Raw genomic sequence first — 22,181 nt, forward strand, 5'->3', positions numbered from 1 at the left:
GAGGGCATCACTTATAGATTGTAATTTTTCATAAATTCCAAAACTTCTAGGTCAATCGATCCCGTCTTCTGCTCGCGCATCTCAAAGTTTTCAGTGTGAATGAACGTGGTTAGCGCCTTATAGATTTTTTCAGTGCCAGTGTCTTCGGCTGAGAGGTAGCCAAGTCGTGTCAATTGATAGACAACAGCTGATTTAACCTCCCCTTCTACCGTCGCTATTTTTTCAGGCTTTGATGGTGAAAAGTAGAGCTGCTGGAGTCGATAGATGCGAATCAGTTCTTTAATCGGGGCGGAATGGTCGTCCACCCGGAGGTCGATGTAACGGTCATTGAAGCCGCCGTACCCACCTTTATCTTTGACGACATAAAGGGCAGCAGATTGTTGACCGCGGCTATCGCCTCCTGATTCCTGGCCAGCGTCTAATGCGGCAAGCAGCCTTTCGGCGAGCGTGCCTTCGACTTTTTGAAAAACTTCTGCCATCGCCTGAACGGTCTTTTCATCAACAAGGATGTTCCCCTGGGCGGCAAAATTTGGCCCAGTGATTCCTCCAGCCCAATCATAGCAGGCCGAGCCGGTAAACGTTGCAGCATTGCCTTCCGCGTCAATAAGTCCGACCTGGCGCATGTCTTTGTCAGGGTCGTCTGCCAAAAGCAGTTCCAGCGTTTCGTGGGCTGACTTGCCTTGCCCCATTAATTCGAGTGCTTGAGGGCCATATGCGGTGTTGGCGTAGGACTGGGTGGCAACTGCGCCCGCACCGGCTTTCGCCCATGGGACAACCGCCCCTACTCCCAGAAATTTTGATTGAACGGCAATGCCCCATTCTTTTTCGATGGGATCATATCCGACGATGGAAAATGTCATGATTTATTCTCCTTTTATAAAAATTCTTTTGAGATTTCTTATTTTATTATAATGAAGATTCAGAATTTAGTACATCGAAATAGTTGACTGATCTTTCATCAATCAAAAGAGCGCTGCCCTCAGGCAGCGCTCTCTTATCCAACAATATTATTGGGCTTCAATTAAGCCGTAGCGGCCGTCTTTGCGCTTGTACACAACGTTCGTACGGTTGGTTTCAGCATTTGTAAATACGTAGAAATTGTGGCCCAGCAGGTTCATTTGCAGGATGGCTTCTTCACTGTCCATTGGCTTCAGGTCGAAGCGTTTGGTGCGGACCACTTCCAGGTCTTCCTCGTCATGCACTTCTGAATTTGAGCTGACTTGGAATGGAACGGTACCTGTTTCGCGAAATTTGCGGTTTACCTTGGTTTTGTGCTTGCGGATTTGGCGCTCTAGTTTATCAGTAATCAGGTCAATCCCAGCATACATATCCCCGTTTGTTTCTTCAGCACGTAGAACTAATTGCGGTAGCGGGATGGTTACCTCGACCTTCGATGTTTTATCAGGATTGAATCTTAAATTCACATTAACTTTCGCATCAGGTGCTTCCGTAAAATAACGCTCCAATTTGGAGATCTTTTTTTCTACATACTCTCTGATTGCTGGAGTTACCTCAATGTTTTCACCACGAACGTTATAATTCATTTGTGGACTCCTCCTTTTAATTAAAGCTATATGTTTACATTTCTATTTTACCCTATGATAATCCTGCTAAATCGATATAAAAATTTTGTCGAATTTTTGACAAAAACATCAGGTAAATAGTGTTAACGTTGGAAACAGGGTTTGACTTTTAGCTGACTTTTTGAATAAAATGAATGATTGTTCATCTTTATTGTAATATTAAATGGGACAATTTACCACTAAAACGCCTTGGGCATATCGTAAATTGATGTGAAAATGAAGGAGGATATGCCCAATGAGCCATGAAGAGAGAAAGCCCCTAGCCTGGCACGAAACATTGGAATTGCACGAATTGGTGGCATTTCAGTCCACAGGATTAATGAAGCTAAAAATGTCGATTAGACAAGTGAAGGACCAGGAGCTTAGAGAGCTTTACAGAATGTGCATTACGGATCTTGAAGGAAATTTGAGGGAGCTGCTCCGCTTTTATCCCTCAGCCCAAGGCTTTCAAACACGTGAGGACGAGGAAGTACGTGAAGATATTGGCTTCTTCGCCGCCGATTTGCTGGTGCTTTCGAAAACGATGGTCCGCAATCTTGCGGTAGCGATTACCGAAACGGCGACCCCGGCATTGAGGAAAACCTTCACGAATCAATTGGTTGGCGCCATCCAGGGCCACGAGCGAGTTTACAATTACATGCTCAAACACCAGTACTACCCGTCCTACGATATTGGTGCTTTATTAGGGCATGACATGGAACTCGCCCAGAAAGCACTTCGGATGCGGTCCTAATAATATTGGTGTCAGGCACCGATAACACCATTGCCGACTTGGAAAATGGTGCGGATCCCTAATTAAGGGTTGTCCATGAGAGGCGGACAACTGTCCACGTTTGGTGCCTGACACCAATACTCCTATCTAGCCAGTGTCAATGAGGTAATCCTGTCAGCGCCTGCCTCTTTTAATAGTTTGGCGGCGTGGCGGAGGGTGGAACCGGTGGTGTAGATGTCGTCGATGAGGAGGATGGATGCTCCTTGGAAGTCGGTTACGGCGGTTTCCGGGCACAGTTGAAATACTTGAGGCAGATGGATGCGTTCGGTTCTTGATTTTTTGGATTGCTTTTCGGAGTGGATGCGCGACAGTACTCTGCTTGGAACCAAGCCAGACTCCCTAATTAGCGCCTCGGCCTGGTTAAAACCTCTTTCATATAGTCTTTCCTTACTTAATGGAATCGGGACGTAATAATCAGCATTTATTTTCTGAATTTGCAGCTTTACAAACTCTGCAAACACCTTTGCTAGTACATAATCGCCACGAAATTTATACCTAGCAATGACCTCCTTAATAAAGTCATTATAAAGAAATATAGAAATGTTTTTTTCCAGATATCCTTGCCACTTCGGTTCCTCCTCCCAACGAAAACAATCGTGGCATAGATCGCCGTCGCGAAATTTATCGTCGAGTACCAGAAACGGCCGGCAACAAATCCGGCATGTATCCCCTTCGATTCTCTCCAGCTTCCCTTCACAGCAGGAGCATAGAAAATGGCCATTGTCTGCTGAAAAAAGGGCTTGCCAGCCGATATCCGGACTAATTGGTTCATGGCAGATGAAACATCTGTCTTGCCGGAATAGGTTCATAAAAATACATTCCTTTCTAATTAAGAATTGAGCCCCCCTTTTGCTCTCGCCTAAACAAATTAAGGATAAAGTAGCCTCCGTTTGATGCATCCCCGATTCAACTTAAGGATCAAGCAACCCCCGTTTGCCTCCTTCCCGATTCATCGAAACAATTTGCCGCCTCGCTTTCAGCATTGCGTCAGTTTTTCCATAATGAAAAAAGGTCACGACCCCATCCGGATGATCTTTGCTGCGGCCGGCCCTCCCGGCAATTTGCACAAGCGCGCTTTCGCTAAAAATCTGATCCTCTGCGCCGACAACAGCCACATCAATATTGGGAAAGGTGACACCTCGCTCAAGGATAGTCGTTGTCAGCAGCATCGGGATTTCTTTGTTCCGCATCCGCTGTACTTTTTCTTTCCGTTCTGGGTCTTCAGCATGAACCGCCTCAATATTAGGATGGAACTGGCGCAGAATCGGCAAGGCTTTTTCCATTAGCGCAATATGGGGGAAAAAGACTAATGCCTGTTTGCCGTTTTGAAGTCTGTCTTTAATCCATTTAAGGACATTTACCGGTAACCGGCCTTTTCCTACTCGCTTCTTCCAGTTGCCGCACCAGACAAATACGGGAACGGGCAATGGATGGCGGTGGAATCGGGCCGGAATGGTCACATAGGTACGCTTCCCTGTGCGGCATTCCCGCTGCCATTTCGCGTTAGGAGTGGCGGTTAGGTAAATCATCCCCGAATCAGGTTTACGAGCTTGGACAGCGGCATGCTGCAGCGATTCCTCTACCGTATAGGGAAAGGCGTCGACCTCATCCAAGATTAGGGTGTCGAAGGCATGGTAGAAACGGAGCAACTGGTGGGTGGTGGCAATTGTCAGTGGCGCAAATAGATGGCGGTCCTCGCTACCGCCATAGAGACTAGAAATTGGTATCTGTGGGAACGCGGCCTTTAACCGGGGAGTGAGTTCTAGAACAACATCCGTTCTTGGCGTGGCGATACAGACCCTTTGGTTCTCGGCAAGAGCGGCCTCAATTCCGGCAAACAGCACCTCGGTTTTCCCCGCGCCGCAGACGGCCCATACAAGAACCTCTTGTTTGTTTAAGATGGCTTCCACCACTTTGTCCGACGCTGCTTGCTGCCCTTTTGAAAGAGTACCCTGCCAGGCCTTGATTTTTAGTGGCAGCATGGTGTCAGGCACTGGGCCATTCCATCCGAGGAGCGGTGTGCATTCGCTTATACGCCCCATCATAAGGCAATGCCGACAATAGAGACAGGTCTCGCCGCACCGTGCACAAGGGTAGGATGCGAACCATTGCGGGTCCTTGTTCCCGCAGCGGGTGCAGACAGGCTTTTTCCCGTTGTACTCTATACCTTTTCGGAAAGTCACATAGCCATTGTCATAATGTGTTTGAAGTTCGTCGTGTCGGAATGGAATGTCGTCTAGGAGAAGCTGTTTGCCGGTAAGGAGCTTTTGAAGGTCGTGATTATATGGGTAGTTCGAACCTGGCGGCTGTTGGGGGATTGCTGGAATTTGCGAGATTTTGAGCGAATCCTCCGTGAAGAATTTTTGCATGATGAGCTTGTTATTTTTTATTATGAAACGCATGGGGCACCTCTTTTAATGCTTCAGGAATAGACAATTTTTCTGATGGGGAAAGATATATACGATTTCTTGTATTGCCTTTGGAGGGTAGGTTCAATAACAAAAGTACTTTTTGAGCAGTATCAACCGTTGGTATATGAAGAAAGTTTCGGCATTCTGTGTTGGTAATGGACGGTTTTATTAGGAGAAAATAATCTTGGATCCCACCAATAAAAGAATCCTTCGTAATAAAATCGCAATTCTGACAGACCCATTTTCCTCTTTTATAAATCATTGGGATATGAAAACACTTAAGACAGCGAGAGCCAGTACGAATATCATTAACTGAAAGGCTATACTCTTTCAAAATATCGACCTTCTCAGGTTTGTGATTGCATAGTAGAAATTTGCTTAGCCCATGGATCGTTTCGTCATTCACTCTGCTTTGACTGTAGCTCTTTTCCATGCCATCAATTTTGTTAAAAAGGTCCCTGCCTTTGCAGACTTCTTCTAAGGCAGTGTAATCTGTAGTATTAGTTTTTAAAATCGTTTTTGTGCTGCTGCTGAAAAATACTAAGGTATCAATCGGAAGGAAATTGAAGCCGTTTTTAGCCAACCACCCGCCAAGAAGCTTACGCAGTCGCTTCACTTGAACACGGGGGTCCTCAAACACATCTTCCGTTCCGTCAGCGTTGTAGCGAATTAACTGATTAAACACATTATCAAAAATTAATGTACCTATAATATTTTTTGCTTCGATAATAAGAATGTAACTTCGGGAAATGAGAAGAGTGTCAATTTGGAAGTGGACACCATTGTGCTCTAGCTGGAGGTCGTGAAATATATAGTATTTTTCTTGAGGCAGTTCTTTGACATAATGGCTTAAAATAAGCTCGCCTTTATAACCGGCTTTTCTTTTTTTGAGGTCTTTTACAATTTCAGACTGTTTATAATGGCATGGGATGATGCGATGGTGTAATATTTCGGTCAATATTAGTCTGAGCGGGACAGAAAGGTCTTTCATAAGCAATGGAATCATCACTCCAAACTGTTTTTTTGATAAATTTCTACAAAAATCAATAGAATTCCTTCAGAATTGTATGGACATTATGTGTCGGTTTCATTTTTAATATTGTTATGCCTTGTTCGACTAGACTCTACCCGGGCATTTCGCTCAATTGGTCTTGGTTTTCGCCGAAACCATAGGTTATTTCGCTAATTCGGGACCAGATTTCGCAGAAAACTAGCTGCATTTCGCCGATTTCCTTGATGTTTTCGCCAAACCAGTTCAATGATTACTTTTTCAAAAATATCTCCTTCCCAGTTTACGACTTGTTCGAAGGCTGGCGCCCTTCCTGAGTGCATTTCGCCGATATCGCCTTAGTTTTCGCCGGAATCATGAGGTTATTTCGCCAATTCGGGGCAGAATTTCGCCAAAAACTTGGTTCATTTCGCTGATTTCCTGGATGTTTTCGCCAAACCATATTTTCCAGAAGAATACTCCTCCAAAAAACGTACCCCCAGTTACATACAAAAAGCCAGGCACCGAAGCCTGGCTAAAAGGTAAACTCTTAAAAACTATTTCCTCATCCACCCTAAGCCCATGGCGCCCTCGCCAAGGTGGGTGCCGATAACAGCCCCAAAGTAGCCGATCGAGAAGTCCACGTTCGGGTACTGAGCTGCAAGTTCGGCCTTCCACTCTTTGGCTTCTTCCTCGCGATTGGCGTGGATAATGACAGCCTGGTAGCGGCCTCCATCCATAGCATCCTCGCCGAGAAGCTCCTCAATTCGCTTCATTGCTTTTTTCCGGGTGCGAATTTTTTCAAACGGGACAATGACCTTTTCCTGAAAGTGCAGGATGGGTTTCACTTGCAGCAAGCTGCCGATTAGCGCAGCAGCACCTGACAGCCGTCCGCCACGCTGCAGGTGGGCCAAATCGTCGACCATAAAATAAGCCCTAGCCGAGTGCTTCAACTCTTCCAACCGAGCGATAATCTTCTCGGGCTCCACATCGCGAGACGCCCATTCCGCCGCCTCAAGGGCATAAAAGCCCTGAACCATGCAGCTGACATCCGTGTCAAACGGATATACCTTGATGCCTTCTACCATTGTTCCGGCCGTGATCGCACCTTGATACGTCCCGCTGATGCCGCTCGATAAATGAATGCTGATGACGGCATCGTAATCTTCAGCCAACTTCTCAAACAATTCGACAAACTGGCCGATTGGCGGCTGGGACGTGGTCGGCAACTCCTTTGTCTTTACCTCTTCATAAAATTGCTGCCAGGTGATATCGACTTCTTCCTGATACGGTTCGTCGCCGAAAATCACATTTAGCGGGACCATATGGATGTTCCATTTGTCCCGTATTTCTTTCGGTATGTACGCGGTACTATCCGTGACAATTGCCGTTTTCATATATAATTACCATCCTTATTTTTTACGAAAATATGTCTGTAGAATATTGTATATGAAACAGACATAAAATGCATTCTTTTCCACAGAAATCGAGCAAATAAAAAGGACACGCAATGTCCTGCGTGCCCCTCTCAACCATATTTAGCGTACTTCCACCCAGCCATTTTTAATTGCAACAACTACGGCCTGGGTGCGGTCGTTGACGTTCATTTTTTGCAAAATGTTGGATACGTGGTTTTTAACTGTTTTTTCACTGATATATAACGATTCGCCAATGCCGCGATTGCTTTTTCCATCGGCCAGCATTTGTAATACCTCGCACTCGCGGCGTGTCAGCAAATGCAATGGACGGCGGATTTCTACCGTTTGGCCATAGGAACCGCCACGTGTAACACCTGCGGCAAGCTTGCGGTATTCATTGACCAAATTATGGGTCACCTTAGGATGAAGATAAGAACCTCCATCAGCCACAACACGAACCGCTTCTATTAAAGCATCGGCATCCATTTCCTTTAGCAGGTAGCCGCATGCGCCCGTTTGCAGGGCATGGGTCACATAATTTTCATCGTCATGAATTGATAGAATGATAACCTTTGTGTCCGGATATTTTCCAACCAGCTCACGAGTTGCCTCGACGCCGTTCATTTGCGGCATATTAATGTCCATGATGACAACATCGGGACGGTGTTCCTCGACCAGCGTCACTGCCTCACTGCCATCATCGCCCTCGGCCACAACTTGGAACGATTTCTCAAACTCTAATATTCTCTTAACACCCTCTCTAAAAAGCTGGTGATCATCAATAATAATAATTTTGGTTGTCATGTGTAACTCCCCCTAATCTGTTCAAATTTCCCATTGGAGTAAGTGTTACGAATCGATAATATTTTTAAAATGGTACCCGGTGCCTGACACCAATTACTGACTAGGCACAGTGTTAACTGTGCCATGGGTGCCTGACACCGCCATCAAGGAACCTAATTTTTAAATATTTGTTAAGAACTAAGCGGAACCTGGATTTGGACTGAGGTGCCCTTGCCGATTTTGGAGTCGAAGGTAATTTTCCCTTCAAGCAGTTCGGCACGTTCGCGCATGCCAATCATCCCGAAGGAGCCTTCCTTTTTCTTGCTGGTATCAAAACCGATGCCGTTGTCTTTGATCAGCACGTTGACCGCGGTGTCGGTGATGTCTAGTCTAACCTTGATTTCGCAGGCATTGGCATGTTTCAACGAGTTTTGCACGGACTCCTGAATCAGTCGGAACAGAGCGACCTCGTACTTGGCAGGCAGTCGGCGCTCCTGTCCAATATTTTCAAATTCAATGCTGGAGTTGTTGTGATATTCTTCGATGGTGCGTAAATACTTTCTGAGAGTCGGAACGAGCCCCAAATCATCAAGAGCCATCGGACGCAGGTCATAAATAATTCTGCGTACTTCATATAGGGCTGATCGCACCATTTTTTTAAAGCTCTGGATTTCGGCAAGTGCTTCGTCGCCTCCCCGCTCCCGATAGACGCGTTCCACCAAATCGGAGCGGACAATCACATTGGCCAGCATTTGTGCCGGTCCATCGTGAATATCCCGAGACAGCCGTTTGCGTTCTTCCTCCTGGGCTTCTATCACTTTCAAGCCTAGATCCTGTTTGGCTTTTGCCGTTTCAAACGCTTCGCCAAATTGTTTCAGGTCACTTTGCAAATAATTCATCACGACACTAATTTGCGAAATCAGCTGCTCAGCCCGTTCAATCGTTTGATGTATGCTGTTCAGCCGGCGCTCAAGCTCATCGCGTTTTTCCAGCAGCTGCTTTTTGTACTGGAGATTGATCGATAGGTCCATTTGCAGCTGATGCGCTTTTTCGTATGCCTCACGCACTTCTTCTTCGGAATACTTTTTAAAATTCATGCTTACTTCCGAGAGTTTGTGCCTTGCTGCTTTGACCAGTTCCTCCAGCTGGGTGCCTTCCTCGTTAAGCTTCACCATCACTTGCTTAATCGAAGCCAGTTCATTTGTAATGTTGTCATAGTCCTGACGGCATTGTTCGCTGATTCGGAAGATATCACTTTTGCTGACCGTGACCGTATCAAGCATTTCCTCACGAATTTCATCGATCGATTTAATGTTCATTTGCATCATCTTCATTACGGACTCCTCCGGGTCGTTCATTTTCCCTTTAGGTCTTTAACATACTTTACCACTGTTTCAATTTATTGGCTAAGGTTAAGACTCATTTTTGCAGACCGTTGCCTCATTTTCGTAAAAAAGTAGTATACTTATTATACTAAACTACTCCCTTAAACCTATGAATGTGGTTTTACAAACTGTATTTATTATATCATTCGAACTTTACACCTATATTATAGGTATATTACATTATTTTTTTTCAAAAAAGAAAGGAGATCACATGCTGCCACGATATCTAACGGTAAAACAAACCGGTGAACATGAAATTGTTATTCAAAAATCACGATTTATTGCCCATATAACCAGAGCAGAAACAGAACAAGCGGCCCAGGAATTTATTCAGGCGATTAAAAAGCAGCACTGGAACGCGACCCACAATTGTTCGGCCTACCTCATTGGAGAGCACGATCAAATTCAAAAGGCCAACGATGACGGCGAACCGAGCGGAACCGCCGGCGTCCCGATCTTAGAGGTGTTAAAAAAGCGGAACCTAAAGGACACAGTCGTTGTTGTCACCCGCTATTTCGGCGGGATTAAGCTTGGCGCAGGAGGCCTAATCCGAGCTTACGGCAAATCGACATCAGAAGGTCTCGATGCAGTCGGTATCGTCGAAAGGCGATTAGTACAAATTATGCATGTAAAAATTGATTATACTTGGCTTGGGAAAATCGAAAAGGAACTGCGCGCCTCCGAGTATACAATCAAAGAAATTCACTACTTGGATGTCGTCAAAATAGAAGCCTACGTTGATGAAAACCGCATCCAGGCCTTCACTGACTGGATGATTGAATGTACCAACGGCCAGGTCAGTTTCCAACATGGCGCTACGGTTTACCTTGAGGAAGACTTTGTAAGATCCCCATAGGTTTCTTTATGTGAATTATAGATGGACTGAATAAAGAACGCAATTGGGAAAAAAATCGCATGAATGACTTCTAAAAACAGTTTATCACAGACATGAAGAAAGGACTCATATTAAAGATGAGTCCCTTTTTTATGACCTATCCTTGGCTAGGCTCGTCCGGAAAGTCTGCATAATGTTTAACAGCGGGCGATAATTCCTGCCGACCAAGCCAATTTTTTCTGCGACAATTTCAATAATTAGGATGACTATTACAATTAAAATGAGCGCGCCGCCAATCCTTGCCTGGGAAAAAATAACGGCTACCAATCCAAAAAATGCAGACATCGCATAAATCAGCAAGACAGTTTGTCGATGGGAGTAGCCCATTCGCAACATACAGTGGTGAAGATGCTGCTTGTCGGGTGCACCTAAAGGTTTTTTATGAATAATTCGTCTCAAAATCGCAAAAAAAGTATCAGAAATCGGAACGGCCAAAATAATAACGGGAATGATAAGCGAAATGAAGGTAACATTTTTAAAACCAAGGAGAGATAAAACTGAGATGATATAGCCTAAAAAAAGAGCTCCTGTATCCCCCATAAAAATTTTTGCAGGATGAAAATTATAAATTAGAAAGCCCAAAGTGCTGGCAATGACAATTAGTCCAACAGTTGCCACATAAATGTTCCCCTGAAGAAATGCAATACCGGAGATGGTGATCAATGCTATGGAAGACACCCCCGCTGCCAACCCGTCAAGGCCGTCAATTAAATTGATGGCGTTCGTGATTCCTACAATCCACAGAATCGTAAAAGGAATACTTAAGAGGCCAAATTGAAGTTGAGCTCCAAATGGGAGGTTGATAAACACAACCTGCAGATCTCCCCAAAAAACCACCGTACAAGCTGACGCTATTTGACCAATAAGCTTATAGCGTGCAGGCAATTCAAGAAGGTCATCCAAAAGACCAGTGATGATGATAATTAGACAGCCAGCAAGAATCGCCAATGAAAACTCGTTTACTGGACGCAGGATGATTAAGCCTATTAAAAAACTAATAAAAATCGCCAAACCGCCCAGTCTAGGCATTATAGACTGGTGTACCTTCCGATGGTTAGGCCTATCTGTAGCACCAATCAAAAAAGCAAATTTTTTTATAAGTGGTGTAATGATAATCGAAATGGCAAAACATACTATCAAGGTAAGAAAAAACATAGAAATCCTCCTTGTTTTAAGTTTGCCCAGTTACAAGGAATAGAAAACACTATATATGTTGTAAAAAAACGGAAGTCTTTAAATGATTTTAGAATTACTTAAAAATATCACCAAAATAAAAAAGAGGGTACAAAACCCCCTTTTTAAAATGTTTACTTATTACGCATACTTGCCGGTCTAAATCCTTGAATCAGTTTTAGTAGCGGCTTGTAATCTTCTCGTACAAGACCAATTTTCTCAACGAAAAGCTCTATAATAATTAATATTGTTATGAGAATGATTACTGACCCACGAATTGTTGCTTGTGAAAAAATAAATCCAGCTAGTCCAAAAATGGCACTCATTGCATAAATCATTAAAACTGTCTGTCGGTGAGTGTATCCAGATCTTAGCAAACAATGATGTAAATGGGATTTATCAGGAGCAGATAAAGGCTGCTTATTCACAAGTCTGCGGATAATCGCAAAGAAAGTATCAGAAATTGGAACTCCAAGGATAATTACTGGAATAACCAGTGACATAACCGTAACACTTTTTAGGCCTAACAAGGAAAGAACACTTATTAAGAATCCTAAAAACAAAGCCCCTGTATCACCCATAAAAATCTTAGCCGGGTGGAAATTATAGATAAGGAACCCTAGGGTAGAAAATGCAGCAATTAATGCTATAACTGTTACATATGGGTTACCAGTCATATAAGCTATTCCTGCAATAGAGAATAAGGCAATTGAAGAAACCCCGCCTGCTAAACCGTCTAATCCATCAATTAAATTGATCGCGTTTGTAATGCCAACAATCCAAATCATGGTAAACGGTATACTAAAGATTCCAAAATCCAACTGTCCTCCGCCAAATGGCAGGTTGATGAACTCTACTTTAATATCACCGATAACGATAATAACTAGAGAGGCAAGTATTTGTCCCAGCAATTTTACTTTCGCTGAAATTTCCTTCACATCATCAATTGCTCCGGTAAGGATAATGATAAAACTGCCGAGTATCAGGGCTACGTGTACATTTCCAATTGGGTTTGTCAGCAGCGTATTAAAATTATCGATTGGCTGAATAATCAATAATCCCAATATAAAGCTAATATAAATAGCCAATCCACCTAAGCGGGGCATAATTTTTTGGTGAACTTTCCTTTGATTTGGTTTATCAGTCGCGCCAATTTTAAAGGCTAATTTCTTTACTAACGGTGTAAGGAAGATCGAAGCACAAAAACATAAAAATAAAGTGAAATATAACATATGGACCCTCCGAGTTTTTACATGGTCATTTTTATTAACACATTGAAATTTTTATTTTTTCAATGAATAAAGATGCCAAATTTCGATAAAATACTCCTAATGGATTATAGCACAGTCTTTGTATCAATGAAACTATTAATTTTGCCATCGTCTGGAATTTACAAGAAAAGATGGGTTCTTATGTACAATCATCCCGCCTAATGGTAAATGACTTAACCTATTATTTAGACGAAACATTGTGAAGAAAGTTACCTACTTTTTTATAAATTTTTAAAAAAAGAAAAAGGACACATTAATGTTACCATAATGCGTCCTTTTTTTCATTTTCAAACTTCTTTTAAATATGCAGTTAAGGCATCTTGCCAATTTGGCAGAGGCGTAAATCCTTGCGCTTCAATTTTCTTCTTGCTTAAAACCGAATACTTCGGCCTTTCGGCTGGCCTTGGGAATTGCTCAGTTGTCAACGGATTGACCTTCACATTCAGGCCAGCCTGTTTAAAAATTTCTACGGCGAATTCATACCATGAGCAGACGCCGCTGTTTGTGGCATGATAAATCCCGTACTTTTCAGTTTCCATAAGTTCCACCATAAACTTAGCCAAATCGACAGTATAGGTTGGCGAGCCCACCTGATCATGAACAACACCAACCTCACCGCGTTCTTTGCCAAGGCGAAGCATGGTTTTCACAAAATTGTGGCCATGGGCACCAAAGACCCATGCTGTCCGAACAATAAAGAATTGCTCCAACAGTTCCTGGACAAATTCTTCACCGGCTAATTTCGTTCTTCCATATGCCCCTAACGGCTTTGTCGGGTCGTCAACCTCATATGGGTCAGTGCCTGTACCGTCAAACACATAATCTGTACTGATATACAGCATTTTAGCGCCTATTTGCTTGGCTGCAAGGGCCAAATTCTTAGTCCCGAGTCCGTTGACCCGGTAGGCTGTTTCTTCATCCTCTTCCGCAGCATCCACATTGGTATAAGCAGCGCAATGAAGAATGACGTCCGGCTTCACTTCAGCGATAAACGCTTGTACATCCCCTTCAATCGTTATATCTAAGTCAGCGCGGTCAGTACCGATGGCTTGATGGTTTTTTCGCTCCAATTCCAGGAGTACATCCTGCCCTAATTGGCCTGCAGCACCTGTAACTATAACTTTCATTATTCTACACCTAGTCTCTCGCCATATTGGGATTTGAAGTAATCCTGGTATTCGCCAGAAATGATGTTTTCCCACCATTCGCGGTTATTTAAATACCAATTAATTGTTTGTTCAATGCCGGTATCAAAATTATACTTTGGCGACCAGCCCAGCTCTGTGCGCAGCTTTGTTGCATCAATTGCGTAGCGGCGGTCATGTCCCGGACGGTCTTTTACAAATTTAATCAGCGATTCAGGCTTGCCAAGATGATTAAGAATCGTTTTGACAATGTCAATATTGGTCCGCTCGTTATTGCCGCCGACATTATAAACCTCGCCATCACGGCCCTTATGTAGGACAAGGTCAATGGCCTGGCAGTGGTCTTCCACGTGCAGCCAGTCACGGACATTCAGTCCATCGCCATACACCGGAAGCTCCTTGTCATTCAAGGCATTGATAATCATTAACGGAATCAGTTTCTCCGGGAAATGGAATGGTCCATAGTTATTGGAGCAACGGGTAATATTAACCGGGAGCCCGAAGGTTTCATGGTAGGCGCGCACTAATAAGTCAGCCCCCGCTTTACTGGCACTGTATGGGCTGTTCGCAGCCAATGGCGTTTCTTCTGTAAAATAGCCTGTTTCACCCAAAGTTCCGTACACTTCGTCCGTTGAAACCTGAAGGTATTTTTTCACGCCAAAGGTTTTGGCCGCATCCAATAATGCCAATGTTCCTTGAATATTTGTTTGCACAAAAATTCCTGGGTCGGTTATGCTGCGGTCAACGTGAGATTCCGCTGCAAAGTTCAATACATAATCAAACTTCTCTTCTTGGAAAAGACCCTGAATAAAATCGCGGTCAGCAATATCGCCACGGACAAACTTGTAGTTTGGTTTGTTTTCAATATCCTTTAAATTCTCAAGGTTGCCTGCGTAAGTTAATAAATCCAAATTGACAATCGTATATTCCGGGTATTTATTTACCATATAGCGGACAAAGTTGCTGCCAATAAAGCCAGCCCCGCCTGTTACTAATAACTTCATATTCCTGCCTCCTATTTTTCAAACACAAAGTTAAGATGGGATGCATCCTTTAATCTTGGATGCTTTGTATCTTTTTCCGAAAGGATTGGATTGTTGGTTGGCCAATCAATTCCCAAATCCGGGTCATTCCACAGAATTCCGCCGTCATGCTCAGGTGAATAATATTCATCGACCTTATAAGCAACAGTGGTGTCAGGCACCAATGTGCAAAAACCGTGCGCGAATCCCTTTGGGACGAGCAACTGGCGTTTATTTTCAGTACTAAGGATGACGCCTACCCACTGACCGTAGGTAGGAGACCCTTCGCGAATGTCGACTGCAACATCATAGATTGCACCCGTAATGCAGCGGACAACTTTTGTTTGTGCCTTCGGATTCAGCTGGAAATGCAAGCCCCTCAATGTGCCGGTTGGTGCTGATAAGGACTGGTTGTCCTGAACAAAATCATAATGCAATTCCAACTTCTCAAACATTTCTTTATTATAACTTTCCATAAAATAACCACGGTGGTCACCAAACACCTTTGGTTCTAAAATCTTTACACCAGGTAATTTTGTATCAATGATATTCATGAGTCCGACCTCACTTATAAATTACTTGTCTGATTCGCAATTTTAATCAGATATTGCCCATATTGATTTTTCTTTAACGGTTCTGCCAATTCAATGAGTTTCTCTTTTGTAATATAACCCATTTTATAAGCAATCTCTTCAAGACAAGCAATTTTTAATGATTGTCTCTTTTCAACCGTTTCAATAAACTGAGATGCTTCCAATAAGGATGCGTGTGTCCCCGTGTCCAGCCAAGCATAGCCGCGGCCCAGCAGTTCCACACTTAATTCGCCCATCTCAAGGTAGGCTTTATTAACATCGGTAATTTCCAATTCCCCGCGTGCAGAAGGCTGAATACTTTTTGCAATGTTAACCACTCGGTTATCATAAAAATACAATCCTGTTACTGCATAATTAGATTTTGGAACATCCGGCTTTTCCTCGATGGAAACAGCTTTTCCGTTCTCATCAAACTCCACTACGCCGAAACGTTCTGGATCGTTGACATAATAGCCAAACACCGTTGCTCCTGTTTCACGGGCTGCTGCGTTTCTCAATAAATTCGTTAACCCATGGCCATAGAAAATGTTATCGCCGAGGACCAAGGCAACGTTATCATCACCGATAAATTCATCTCCAAGAATAAAAGCCTGGGCCAGTCCACCTGGTTCTGGTTGAATCTTGTATGTAAAGTTCATGCCCAAATCCGAGCCGTCTCCGAGAATTTGTTCAAATCGCGGTGTATCCTCCGGAGTCGAGATAATCAAAATGTCCTTTATCCCAGCCAGCATCAATACGGATAATGGGTAATAAATCATCGGTTTATCGTAGACAGGCAAAAGCTGTTTGGACACTACCCTTGTTAACGGATAAAGTCGCGTGCCACTGCCTCCCGCAAGAATGATACCTTTCATAAAAAGCCAACTCCTCTTTTTTTGATATAACAAGCAACAATTGTCCTTGCATCCTTCCCCATTATAAGGAAGGATGGCTATAAAAGCCAAAACCGAACAAAAATGTAACAAAAAAGTTATAATATTAACCTTTATAGCCCATTACCGCTGAAATGGTCCGCAGTCTTCCTTTAATTTGCACTGATAACGGGCGTTTTTTTATCCCGGTAACATTTCCGCCATGGCGGACATATTTCATTAATGGCTTTTCGATAAAGACAATTTTCCTTTTTTTCATCATGCACACAAGTGCAATCCATTGGTCATGCATTTCAATAGTGGATGGAAATGGTAAGATGTCAGACACTATATCCCGTTTAAAGGCCATAAAAGCCCCGGTATAGGCGTTTTTTAAAATATTCCCAAAAATTCCTTGGTTTATGTTGTTATGATTATAATCATTCCATGATGGATTTAGGATGTTGAAATCACCGTCGACCACATAAGCATCATGGACCACAAGGTCGGCGTGCTGATCTTCAAAAGCATTCAGAACGGTCTCCACTTTATCGTCTTCCCACACATCATCCTGGTCACACAGAAAAAGGATATCCCCTCTTGCCAAGGATATCGCCTTTTCAAAACTCTTGATTGCGCCCAAGTTTTTCTCATTCACATAGACCTGAATCCGATTCCCATATGTATCCTTCACAACCTGAACAGTCTGATCTTTTGAGCCGTCATCCACCATTATAATTTCATCATCCTGTTTAAGCTGCTTTATGATGGAATCCAGTTGTCTTTTTATGAAGTTTTCACCATTATAGGTTGCAATACAAACAGATATTTTCATGGAATAGCTCCTTTAAATTGAAAACAGCTTACGAAGTGTGTACATGGCAATATGTTTATTTTTCACGATTAAAGCCTGTTTTAAGAATCTTTTCATGAGCTGTTTTTTGTAGGCTGGAAACAAATCCTTTTTATAATTTTTGTAAAACTTTACTTCGGAATTAATAATGCTTTTATAACGGTTTAATGAGACCTTGCTGTAATCCATCACGGATAAATCATGCTCAAGCGTTGTATCCATAAGGAAAACTTTCTTTCCCTTTGCATAGATTTCATAAAATAGCCAATGGTCTAGATAATCTAGAGGGAATTCCTCATTAAAACCGCCAATCTCGTTTAAAAATTCGATCCTCAGAAGCGACCCAGAATTAATGGCCATAACTGGCTTCTCTTGAACGCCCGGCTTTGGTTTTTCAATCTGAAGCGGACGTAATGAATGACTGAAAACTGGTGAAATCATTGTATTTCCACTAAGAACTTCAGGAACAACCGCCACAATGTCAGTTGCTAATTGCGGCAAATGAAAGGCTTGATTGAGATAATTTCCAGTCAAATGAGTATCATGGTCCAAAAGAAGAAGCCACCCGCTTCCATTTTCTTTCGCTTGTGACCAAGCAAAGGTATAGGCTGCTGCTATTCCTCGGTTTCTGGAGTCATGTTGATAGATGACTTCAATCCCTTTGAAATCGGCTAAATCAATAACTTGTTTTTCAGGGCTATTATCATAAATAACAATAGAAATATTTTTAAAACGAGCACTGTCTTCGTTCATAGCATTTAACAGGGAACGAATTGTAGAGGATTGATCGATTAAGGTTTTATACACCACTATTACTAAGGTTATCTTCATCACTAACAGCCTTTGGAATGAATTTTTTTTCACTAAACAGCGTGAACAACAAAGGATAAACTAACTGAAAGCTTAATCCTGTAAAGGAAAACATGTTGCTAAAAGTCGTAAAAACAAATATGGAATTCATAATCGCAACGCCAATAATCAGATAGTCACTGTTCAGCTTTTTCAAAAACAAGATATATAAAAAGGCAAATGCGAATGCGAATATCGAATAAAATGTGATTCCCACCCAGCCCAGCAATACAAAAGGCTGCGCAAAGGCTGTCGATACGTTTAACTCGGGAGTTATTTGATACCCGGCAGGAATGACCATATTATATAAAGGCACTATCCTCTTACTAATAAAATCCGGCAAAGTCTGAGTGATCGTGAACACAAAAGAATCGTAAAAGTTCACATCTTCCTCAAAGGTAAAATTGTTTATGGTCTCTTGGAGATTAGCAAGCGGGGAGGCCAAATAGATATAGCCCCAGAAAAACTCCTTCGGGATGACAGAGTCTTTAAATTCATTAGTTGCCCCGCCTATTTGCAAGAAGAGGCTATTATCAAACAGGGATGTATTCGTTTGATAAGAATTGTTCACCCTCATATTCCCCAAAACACCAAACAGATACAGACCAATAATCATCAATACGGTCAACCCGGCAATTTTGTTAAAAGTAATTTTCGACTGATATTTAATTAGATAGATGAACACACAGCTCATTAAAATAATGAGCAGCATCCCTCTATTTAATATTAAAATTGAAGGCACTAGAGTAAGGATAAATAGAACTAATGATATTTTTCTCCGCTCCGCTCCAGAGAGAACAATTTGAAACAAATACAGCGAAAAAAACGAATTAAACGTAACCAATAAAACATGAAATGTTGGTATTCCAAATTCGGTATAGCTAAGCTGAGTATTTGTAAACATGGCTAATAATGGGAAATTCCGATGATATAAAAATTCCAATAAATAACCGGCTAATATTCCATAAGTGACAAGCTCCAAGTTCTTCTTGTACTTTATATTATTAAAGGAAATAATCTTTTGCTTCACAAAAATTCTTCCTAGAAAAAAGGCCACTGCCATTGAACTTCCTAAAAACAGGACTAACGGCAGCCCTAAATCCGGAAACAGGTTTGACCATCTAAATAGATAAGCGATCAATACAGCAAGGAAGGATAGTATATAAATAAAATAAGGATTAATCAAACCCTTGCATGCCCCCTTTCCAACCTATGAATATGGTACTGCTGAATACTGCGGTAGACATTCTAAGCTTTTTTTAATGGTTTTATAAAAAAGAACAAAACAAGCGAAAGAAAAACGCCCAGTATTAATCCGATAACCGTTCCCATTATAGTATTAGCCTTTGTTCGTGGGACTTGGCTGATTTTATCCTCTTGTCCTTTTTGTGCTTTTTCGACTATGTTTACTTTTTCAACTTCTAAAAAACTTCCTATTTCTCGTTTAAAGACGTCCGCAACTCCATTTGCGATTCTGGTTGCTTTATCAGGACTTTTATCGTTAACAGTTATTTTTATGACATGTGAGCCGTTTTCATTGGATACCCTTACTTTACCAGCCAAGGCCTTAACATTGTCTCTCAGTTTCAACTCTTTCTTCACAGGGCCAAGTATAGCATTGGTATTAATAAGGGTTTGAGCAGTATTTAAGAAACGAACCGTTTCATCTGTCTGATTAATAATCGTATTCGTTTCATTCATTAACGGTTTAATCAACACCAGTGAAGAAGCTTCATATGTGGGAGGCGGGGCTGCACTAGTCAGCATCCTTCCAGAGACACCTCCTATTAATCCAAGAAGAATAATCAACCAAAGATATTTTTTAAAAACTTTAAGTAAATCAACGATATAAGTAGTGCCTTCCATCATGTACCTCCGAATGAATTAGTATCATTTCTAACTTACGCCTCACAATATTCTCTTTTTCTAAAAAAACCTCCATCCCCATTTATTAAAATACTTGAACATGGATTCGATGAAAATTTTAAAAAGCTTCGAATTTTTATGTGCACCTCTTTCATAATAATGGACCACATCGGAAAAAGGCGTATAGACAATTCGTTTATTCCGCTTTCTTAGTTCCAAACATAAGTCATAATCCTCAAAATACATAAAATAGCGGTCATCAAAACCATTAACTTCTTTAAAGTCTTCCCCCCGCACCAGCATAAAGCACCCTGAACCAATCCTGATATCGACATATCTGTCATTTGGTATATCTCTTAGTTCATATGATGCGAGTCTTTTGGAAAACATTTTTTTAATAAATCCAAATGGAACAAAACGTAAAAAATAATCAAATACTGAAACCCTGTTGCGCATTAAATGCTGCTGCGTTCCATCTGAGTTTAGGACTTTTGGCACCAATAAAGATATGCTTGAATCACTCTCCATAACCTCAAGCATTTTTAAAAGGTCCGCTTTTACCAAAATAATATCCGGGTTGAAAATCAGGAAAAACTCTTCGGAGCATTTTAACAGATTATAGTTATGTCCAAACCCAAAACCATTGTTTTCATGATAAAAGGTGATTTCTACAAAATCCGCATATTCCTTTAACCGTTCACGATATTCAGGAGTCGAATGATTGTCAAAAATCAGGAAACGAAATTGGCTGTCCCGGCCAAATTCCTTTTTTAGGTTGTTTAGCACCTCAAATATATGCTTGCTATTATACGTCACAATACTAATTGCAACTTTTGCTTCAGCCATTGATTCACACTCTTTCATTTAACTAGTGATAGTAATTTTTCCTTATAGTGTAACAACTTTTTTCCGCTTTACGTCTTCTCTTTGTATGTATTTTTTGCAAAATATATTGAATCATTCATTCCTTGATAAGGAGCTGACAATAAAAATGAGGGGTCATTCCCATACCAAAAATAAATTATAACATCATATTGTCAGATTTTGTACTTTTATGGTGGATTTTTTTTGATTTCCAGTTGAACAATGAAACATCGGAGATTATAATTGGGGTTATGGTCATGTACTAAAATAATCCTTATAGAAGGGAATTATATAGTATGAAAAATACTAGATTAGGAAATAAAAAAAAGAAAAAGAAAATGTGGCTTCGACTCTCTTTAGTCATTGTCTTTTTCTTACTTATCGGCGGCGGCCTTTATTTTTATAATGTCTATACAAATGTAGCAAGTGCAGTCAACAAGATGAATAAACCGATTCACAGAGAGGTTTCTAAAAAAAGGGAAGTAAAGGTTGAATTTGAGCAAAAGGACCCAATTTCCATCTTAATGGTTGGTGTCGATGAACGGGAAGGTGACGGCGGGCGTACCGACTCTATGTTAGTGTTAACGGTGAACCCTGAAAACAAAACTACTAAAATACTAAGTATTGCTCGTGATACCCGGACAAAACTAATCTATCCAGATAAACCAGCTAAGACTAAGATTGACAAAATCAATCACGCCTATGCTTTTGGTGGAATCGAAATGAGTATCGAAACGGTTGAACATTTTCTGAATATACCAATTGACTACTACGTTCAGGTAAACATGGAAGGATTTAAAGACATTGTCGATGCGGTTGGCGGAATTGATGTCGATAACCAATTTGCTTTCGAATTGGACGGAGTATATCTAAAAAAGGGCCCGCAGCATTTAAACGGTGAAAAAGCATTACAATATGCACGCATGAGAAAAGCAGACCCAAGAGGTGATGCTGGTCGTCAGGAAAGACAACGCGAGGTTATTTCGAAAATCATCGAACAAGGAAAATCAATTAAGACGTTAACTAATTACGATAATATTCTTGGTGCTCTCGAAAATAACATTAAAACTAATCTCACCTTGGAAGATATTATTGGAATTCAAAAAGACTATAAGCCTGCAGCAGATACCATTGAAAGAATTGAAATCCCCGGCGACGGCATGTTGACCAATACTGGCTGGTTTTTCTTTGTCAGCGACGAAACAAGACAACAGCTTTCAGACCAATTACGGGAACAATTGGGTTTGCCATCTCAACCTGTTGAAAAATATAATTTAGGTGCCCAAAATAAGAATGATAATAGTAAAAGTTCTACAACCAAAGGGAAAATACAAAGTGATCAAACTATTGATAGCGATCAATAAATGCCTTTAAATACTTTAATACAGTCTCAAAAACGGATCAATAATAAAAACACCTTTACTTTGAAAAGGTGTTTTTATTATTTTTACACTGAACC

General features: G+C 41.6%; 22 protein-coding genes. 3 read left to right on the plus strand and 19 right to left on the minus strand.

Going from position 1 to position 22,181, the window contains the following annotated elements; translation table 11 throughout:
* Nucleotides 1–11 precede the first annotated feature (11 nt).
* Together AR334_RS18665 and raiA are read right to left on the minus strand one after the other, a co-directional pair.
* The gene (locus AR334_RS18665) at nucleotides 12–860 is read right to left on the minus strand and encodes a DUF1028 domain-containing protein (RefSeq protein ID WP_066315082.1); all 849 of its coding nucleotides are present in this window, start codon (nucleotides 858–860) and stop codon (nucleotides 12–14) included.
* 147 nt (nucleotides 861–1,007) lie between these two features.
* Nucleotides 1,008–1,544, minus strand: a complete 537-nt coding sequence (raiA, locus tag AR334_RS18670; RefSeq protein WP_066315084.1) for a ribosome-associated translation inhibitor RaiA — start codon at nucleotides 1,542–1,544, stop codon at nucleotides 1,008–1,010.
* A 274-nt stretch (nucleotides 1,545–1,818) separates the two neighbouring features.
* Here raiA and AR334_RS18675 point away from each other — a divergent pair, with 274 nt between their 5' ends.
* Nucleotides 1,819–2,316, plus strand: a complete 498-nt coding sequence (locus tag AR334_RS18675; RefSeq protein WP_066315086.1) for a spore coat protein — start codon at nucleotides 1,819–1,821, stop codon at nucleotides 2,314–2,316.
* 122 nt (nucleotides 2,317–2,438) lie between these two features.
* Here the strand turns inward: AR334_RS18675 and AR334_RS18680 are convergent, their stop codons facing one another.
* The 6 genes from AR334_RS18680 to AR334_RS18710 form a co-directional block, all read right to left on the minus strand.
* Entirely contained in the window at nucleotides 2,439–3,164 is a 726-nt protein-coding gene (locus tag AR334_RS18680; protein ID WP_066315090.1) for a ComF family protein, read from the minus strand.
* A gap of 102 nt (nucleotides 3,165–3,266) precedes the next feature.
* Complete coding sequence (locus AR334_RS18685; RefSeq protein WP_066315094.1) at nucleotides 3,267–4,757, minus strand: DEAD/DEAH box helicase; 1,491 nt, start codon at nucleotides 4,755–4,757, stop codon at nucleotides 3,267–3,269.
* Complete coding sequence (locus AR334_RS18690; protein WP_253701321.1) at nucleotides 4,735–5,757, minus strand: nuclease-related domain-containing protein; 1,023 nt, start codon at nucleotides 5,755–5,757, stop codon at nucleotides 4,735–4,737. The genes AR334_RS18685 and AR334_RS18690 overlap by 23 nt, the downstream gene beginning before the upstream one ends.
* A gap of 554 nt (nucleotides 5,758–6,311) precedes the next feature.
* On the minus strand, nucleotides 6,312–7,151 hold the full coding sequence (locus AR334_RS18700; RefSeq protein ID WP_066315124.1) for a DegV family protein: 840 nt from the start codon (nucleotides 7,149–7,151) through the stop codon (nucleotides 6,312–6,314).
* Nucleotides 7,152–7,292: 141 nt separating this feature from the next.
* Entirely contained in the window at nucleotides 7,293–7,976 is a 684-nt protein-coding gene (locus AR334_RS18705; protein WP_066315132.1) for a response regulator transcription factor, read from the minus strand.
* Between the two features lie 170 nt (nucleotides 7,977–8,146).
* Complete coding sequence (locus AR334_RS18710; RefSeq protein WP_066315139.1) at nucleotides 8,147–9,289, minus strand: sensor histidine kinase; 1,143 nt, start codon at nucleotides 9,287–9,289, stop codon at nucleotides 8,147–8,149.
* A gap of 262 nt (nucleotides 9,290–9,551) precedes the next feature.
* Here AR334_RS18710 and AR334_RS18715 point away from each other — a divergent pair, with 262 nt between their 5' ends.
* Nucleotides 9,552–10,196 (plus strand): YigZ family protein, encoded by a 645-nt coding sequence (locus AR334_RS18715; protein ID WP_066315159.1) that lies wholly within the window; start codon nucleotides 9,552–9,554, stop codon nucleotides 10,194–10,196.
* Between the two features lie 129 nt (nucleotides 10,197–10,325).
* On the opposite strand, the gene AR334_RS18720 is transcribed toward AR334_RS18715, so the two are convergent.
* The 11 genes from AR334_RS18720 to AR334_RS18770 all read right to left on the minus strand — a co-directional run bounded on the left by AR334_RS18720 (nucleotide 10,326) and on the right by AR334_RS18770 (nucleotide 20,704).
* On the minus strand, nucleotides 10,326–11,390 hold the full coding sequence (locus AR334_RS18720) for a glycosyltransferase family 4 protein (RefSeq protein ID WP_066315160.1): 1,065 nt from the start codon (nucleotides 11,388–11,390) through the stop codon (nucleotides 10,326–10,328).
* Nucleotides 11,391–11,542: 152 nt separating this feature from the next.
* Nucleotides 11,543–12,640, minus strand: coding sequence for a glycosyltransferase family 4 protein (locus AR334_RS18725; RefSeq protein ID WP_066315162.1), 1,098 nt, complete (start codon nucleotides 12,638–12,640; stop codon nucleotides 11,543–11,545).
* Between the two features lie 326 nt (nucleotides 12,641–12,966).
* Nucleotides 12,967–13,806, minus strand: coding sequence for a dTDP-4-dehydrorhamnose reductase (gene rfbD / locus AR334_RS18730; protein WP_066315167.1), 840 nt, complete (start codon nucleotides 13,804–13,806; stop codon nucleotides 12,967–12,969).
* A complete protein-coding gene (rfbB, locus tag AR334_RS18735) occupies nucleotides 13,806–14,828 on the minus strand; it encodes a dTDP-glucose 4,6-dehydratase (RefSeq protein WP_066315171.1) in 1,023 nt (340 codons plus the stop codon). Before rfbB ends, rfbD begins: the two co-directional genes overlap by 1 nt.
* Nucleotides 14,829–14,839: 11 nt before the next feature.
* On the minus strand, nucleotides 14,840–15,400 hold the full coding sequence (gene rfbC, locus AR334_RS18740) for a dTDP-4-dehydrorhamnose 3,5-epimerase (protein ID WP_066315178.1): 561 nt from the start codon (nucleotides 15,398–15,400) through the stop codon (nucleotides 14,840–14,842).
* Nucleotides 15,401–15,414: 14 nt separating this feature from the next.
* Complete coding sequence (rfbA, locus tag AR334_RS18745) at nucleotides 15,415–16,293, minus strand: glucose-1-phosphate thymidylyltransferase RfbA (RefSeq protein ID WP_066315180.1); 879 nt, start codon at nucleotides 16,291–16,293, stop codon at nucleotides 15,415–15,417.
* A 124-nt stretch (nucleotides 16,294–16,417) separates the two neighbouring features.
* The gene (locus AR334_RS18750; RefSeq protein ID WP_066315182.1) at nucleotides 16,418–17,125 is read right to left on the minus strand and encodes a glycosyltransferase family 2 protein; all 708 of its coding nucleotides are present in this window, start codon (nucleotides 17,123–17,125) and stop codon (nucleotides 16,418–16,420) included.
* A 12-nt stretch (nucleotides 17,126–17,137) separates the two neighbouring features.
* Entirely contained in the window at nucleotides 17,138–17,974 is an 837-nt protein-coding gene (locus AR334_RS18755; protein WP_066315187.1) for a glycosyltransferase, read from the minus strand.
* Nucleotides 17,943–19,178: an O-antigen polymerase gene (locus tag AR334_RS18760; protein ID WP_066315189.1), complete on the minus strand. Its 1,236-nt coding sequence runs from the start codon at nucleotides 19,176–19,178 to the stop codon at nucleotides 17,943–17,945. Before AR334_RS18760 ends, AR334_RS18755 begins: the two co-directional genes overlap by 32 nt.
* A 62-nt stretch (nucleotides 19,179–19,240) precedes the next feature.
* Entirely contained in the window at nucleotides 19,241–19,861 is a 621-nt protein-coding gene (locus AR334_RS18765) for a YveK family protein (protein WP_082693014.1), read from the minus strand.
* A gap of 57 nt (nucleotides 19,862–19,918) precedes the next feature.
* Nucleotides 19,919–20,704, minus strand: a complete 786-nt coding sequence (locus AR334_RS18770) for a glycosyltransferase family 2 protein (RefSeq protein ID WP_066315196.1) — start codon at nucleotides 20,702–20,704, stop codon at nucleotides 19,919–19,921.
* A gap of 314 nt (nucleotides 20,705–21,018) precedes the next feature.
* Between AR334_RS18770 and AR334_RS18775 the strand changes: the two genes are divergently transcribed.
* Nucleotides 21,019–22,086 carry an LCP family protein gene (locus AR334_RS18775; protein ID WP_082693016.1) on the plus strand — a complete coding sequence of 356 codons (1,068 nt, stop codon included), beginning with the start codon at nucleotides 21,019–21,021 and terminating at the stop codon, nucleotides 22,084–22,086.
* Nucleotides 22,087–22,181 lie beyond the last annotated feature (95 nt).

This window comes from Bacillus sp. FJAT-29814, from assembly GCF_001510715.1.
Lineage (GTDB): Bacteria > Bacillota > Bacilli > Bacillales > Cytobacillaceae > Neobacillus.

Bases quoted from the DNA above. Each gene is read 5' to 3' on its own strand.
- AR334_RS18720 (WP_066315160.1), bottom strand. From the start codon at position 11,390: ATGTTTTTTCTTACCTTGATAGTATGTTTTGCCATTTCGATTATCATT.
- AR334_RS18750 (WP_066315182.1), bottom strand. From the start codon at position 17,125: ATGAAAATATCTGTTTGTATTGCAACCTATAATGGTGAAAACTTCATA.
- AR334_RS18665 (WP_066315082.1), bottom strand. From the start codon at position 860: ATGACATTTTCCATCGTCGGATATGATCCCATCGAAAAAGAATGGGGC.
- AR334_RS18775 (WP_082693016.1), top strand. From the start codon at position 21,019: ATGAAAAATACTAGATTAGGAAATAAAAAAAAGAAAAAGAAAATGTGG.
- AR334_RS18690 (WP_253701321.1), bottom strand. From the start codon at position 5,757: ATGAAAGACCTTTCTGTCCCGCTCAGACTAATATTGACCGAAATATTA.
- AR334_RS18675 (WP_066315086.1), top strand. From the start codon at position 1,819: ATGAGCCATGAAGAGAGAAAGCCCCTAGCCTGGCACGAAACATTGGAA.
- AR334_RS18685 (WP_066315094.1), bottom strand. From the start codon at position 4,757: ATGCGTTTCATAATAAAAAATAACAAGCTCATCATGCAAAAATTCTTC.
- rfbB (WP_066315171.1), bottom strand. From the start codon at position 14,828: ATGAAGTTATTAGTAACAGGCGGGGCTGGCTTTATTGGCAGCAACTTT.
- AR334_RS18705 (WP_066315132.1), bottom strand. From the start codon at position 7,976: ATGACAACCAAAATTATTATTATTGATGATCACCAGCTTTTTAGAGAG.
- raiA (WP_066315084.1), bottom strand. From the start codon at position 1,544: ATGAATTATAACGTTCGTGGTGAAAACATTGAGGTAACTCCAGCAATC.
- rfbC (WP_066315178.1), bottom strand. From the start codon at position 15,400: ATGAATATCATTGATACAAAATTACCTGGTGTAAAGATTTTAGAACCA.
- AR334_RS18680 (WP_066315090.1), bottom strand. From the start codon at position 3,164: ATGAACCTATTCCGGCAAGACAGATGTTTCATCTGCCATGAACCAATT.
- AR334_RS18755 (WP_066315187.1), bottom strand. From the start codon at position 17,974: ATGAAGATAACCTTAGTAATAGTGGTGTATAAAACCTTAATCGATCAA.
- AR334_RS18700 (WP_066315124.1), bottom strand. From the start codon at position 7,151: ATGAAAACGGCAATTGTCACGGATAGTACCGCGTACATACCGAAAGAA.
- rfbA (WP_066315180.1), bottom strand. From the start codon at position 16,293: ATGAAAGGTATCATTCTTGCGGGAGGCAGTGGCACGCGACTTTATCCG.
- AR334_RS18770 (WP_066315196.1), bottom strand. From the start codon at position 20,704: ATGGCTGAAGCAAAAGTTGCAATTAGTATTGTGACGTATAATAGCAAG.
- rfbD (WP_066315167.1), bottom strand. From the start codon at position 13,806: ATGAAAGTTATAGTTACAGGTGCTGCAGGCCAATTAGGGCAGGATGTA.
- AR334_RS18710 (WP_066315139.1), bottom strand. From the start codon at position 9,289: ATGAAGATGATGCAAATGAACATTAAATCGATCGATGAAATTCGTGAG.
- AR334_RS18765 (WP_082693014.1), bottom strand. From the start codon at position 19,861: ATGATGGAAGGCACTACTTATATCGTTGATTTACTTAAAGTTTTTAAA.
- AR334_RS18725 (WP_066315162.1), bottom strand. From the start codon at position 12,640: ATGTTATATTTCACTTTATTTTTATGTTTTTGTGCTTCGATCTTCCTT.
- AR334_RS18715 (WP_066315159.1), top strand. From the start codon at position 9,552: ATGCTGCCACGATATCTAACGGTAAAACAAACCGGTGAACATGAAATT.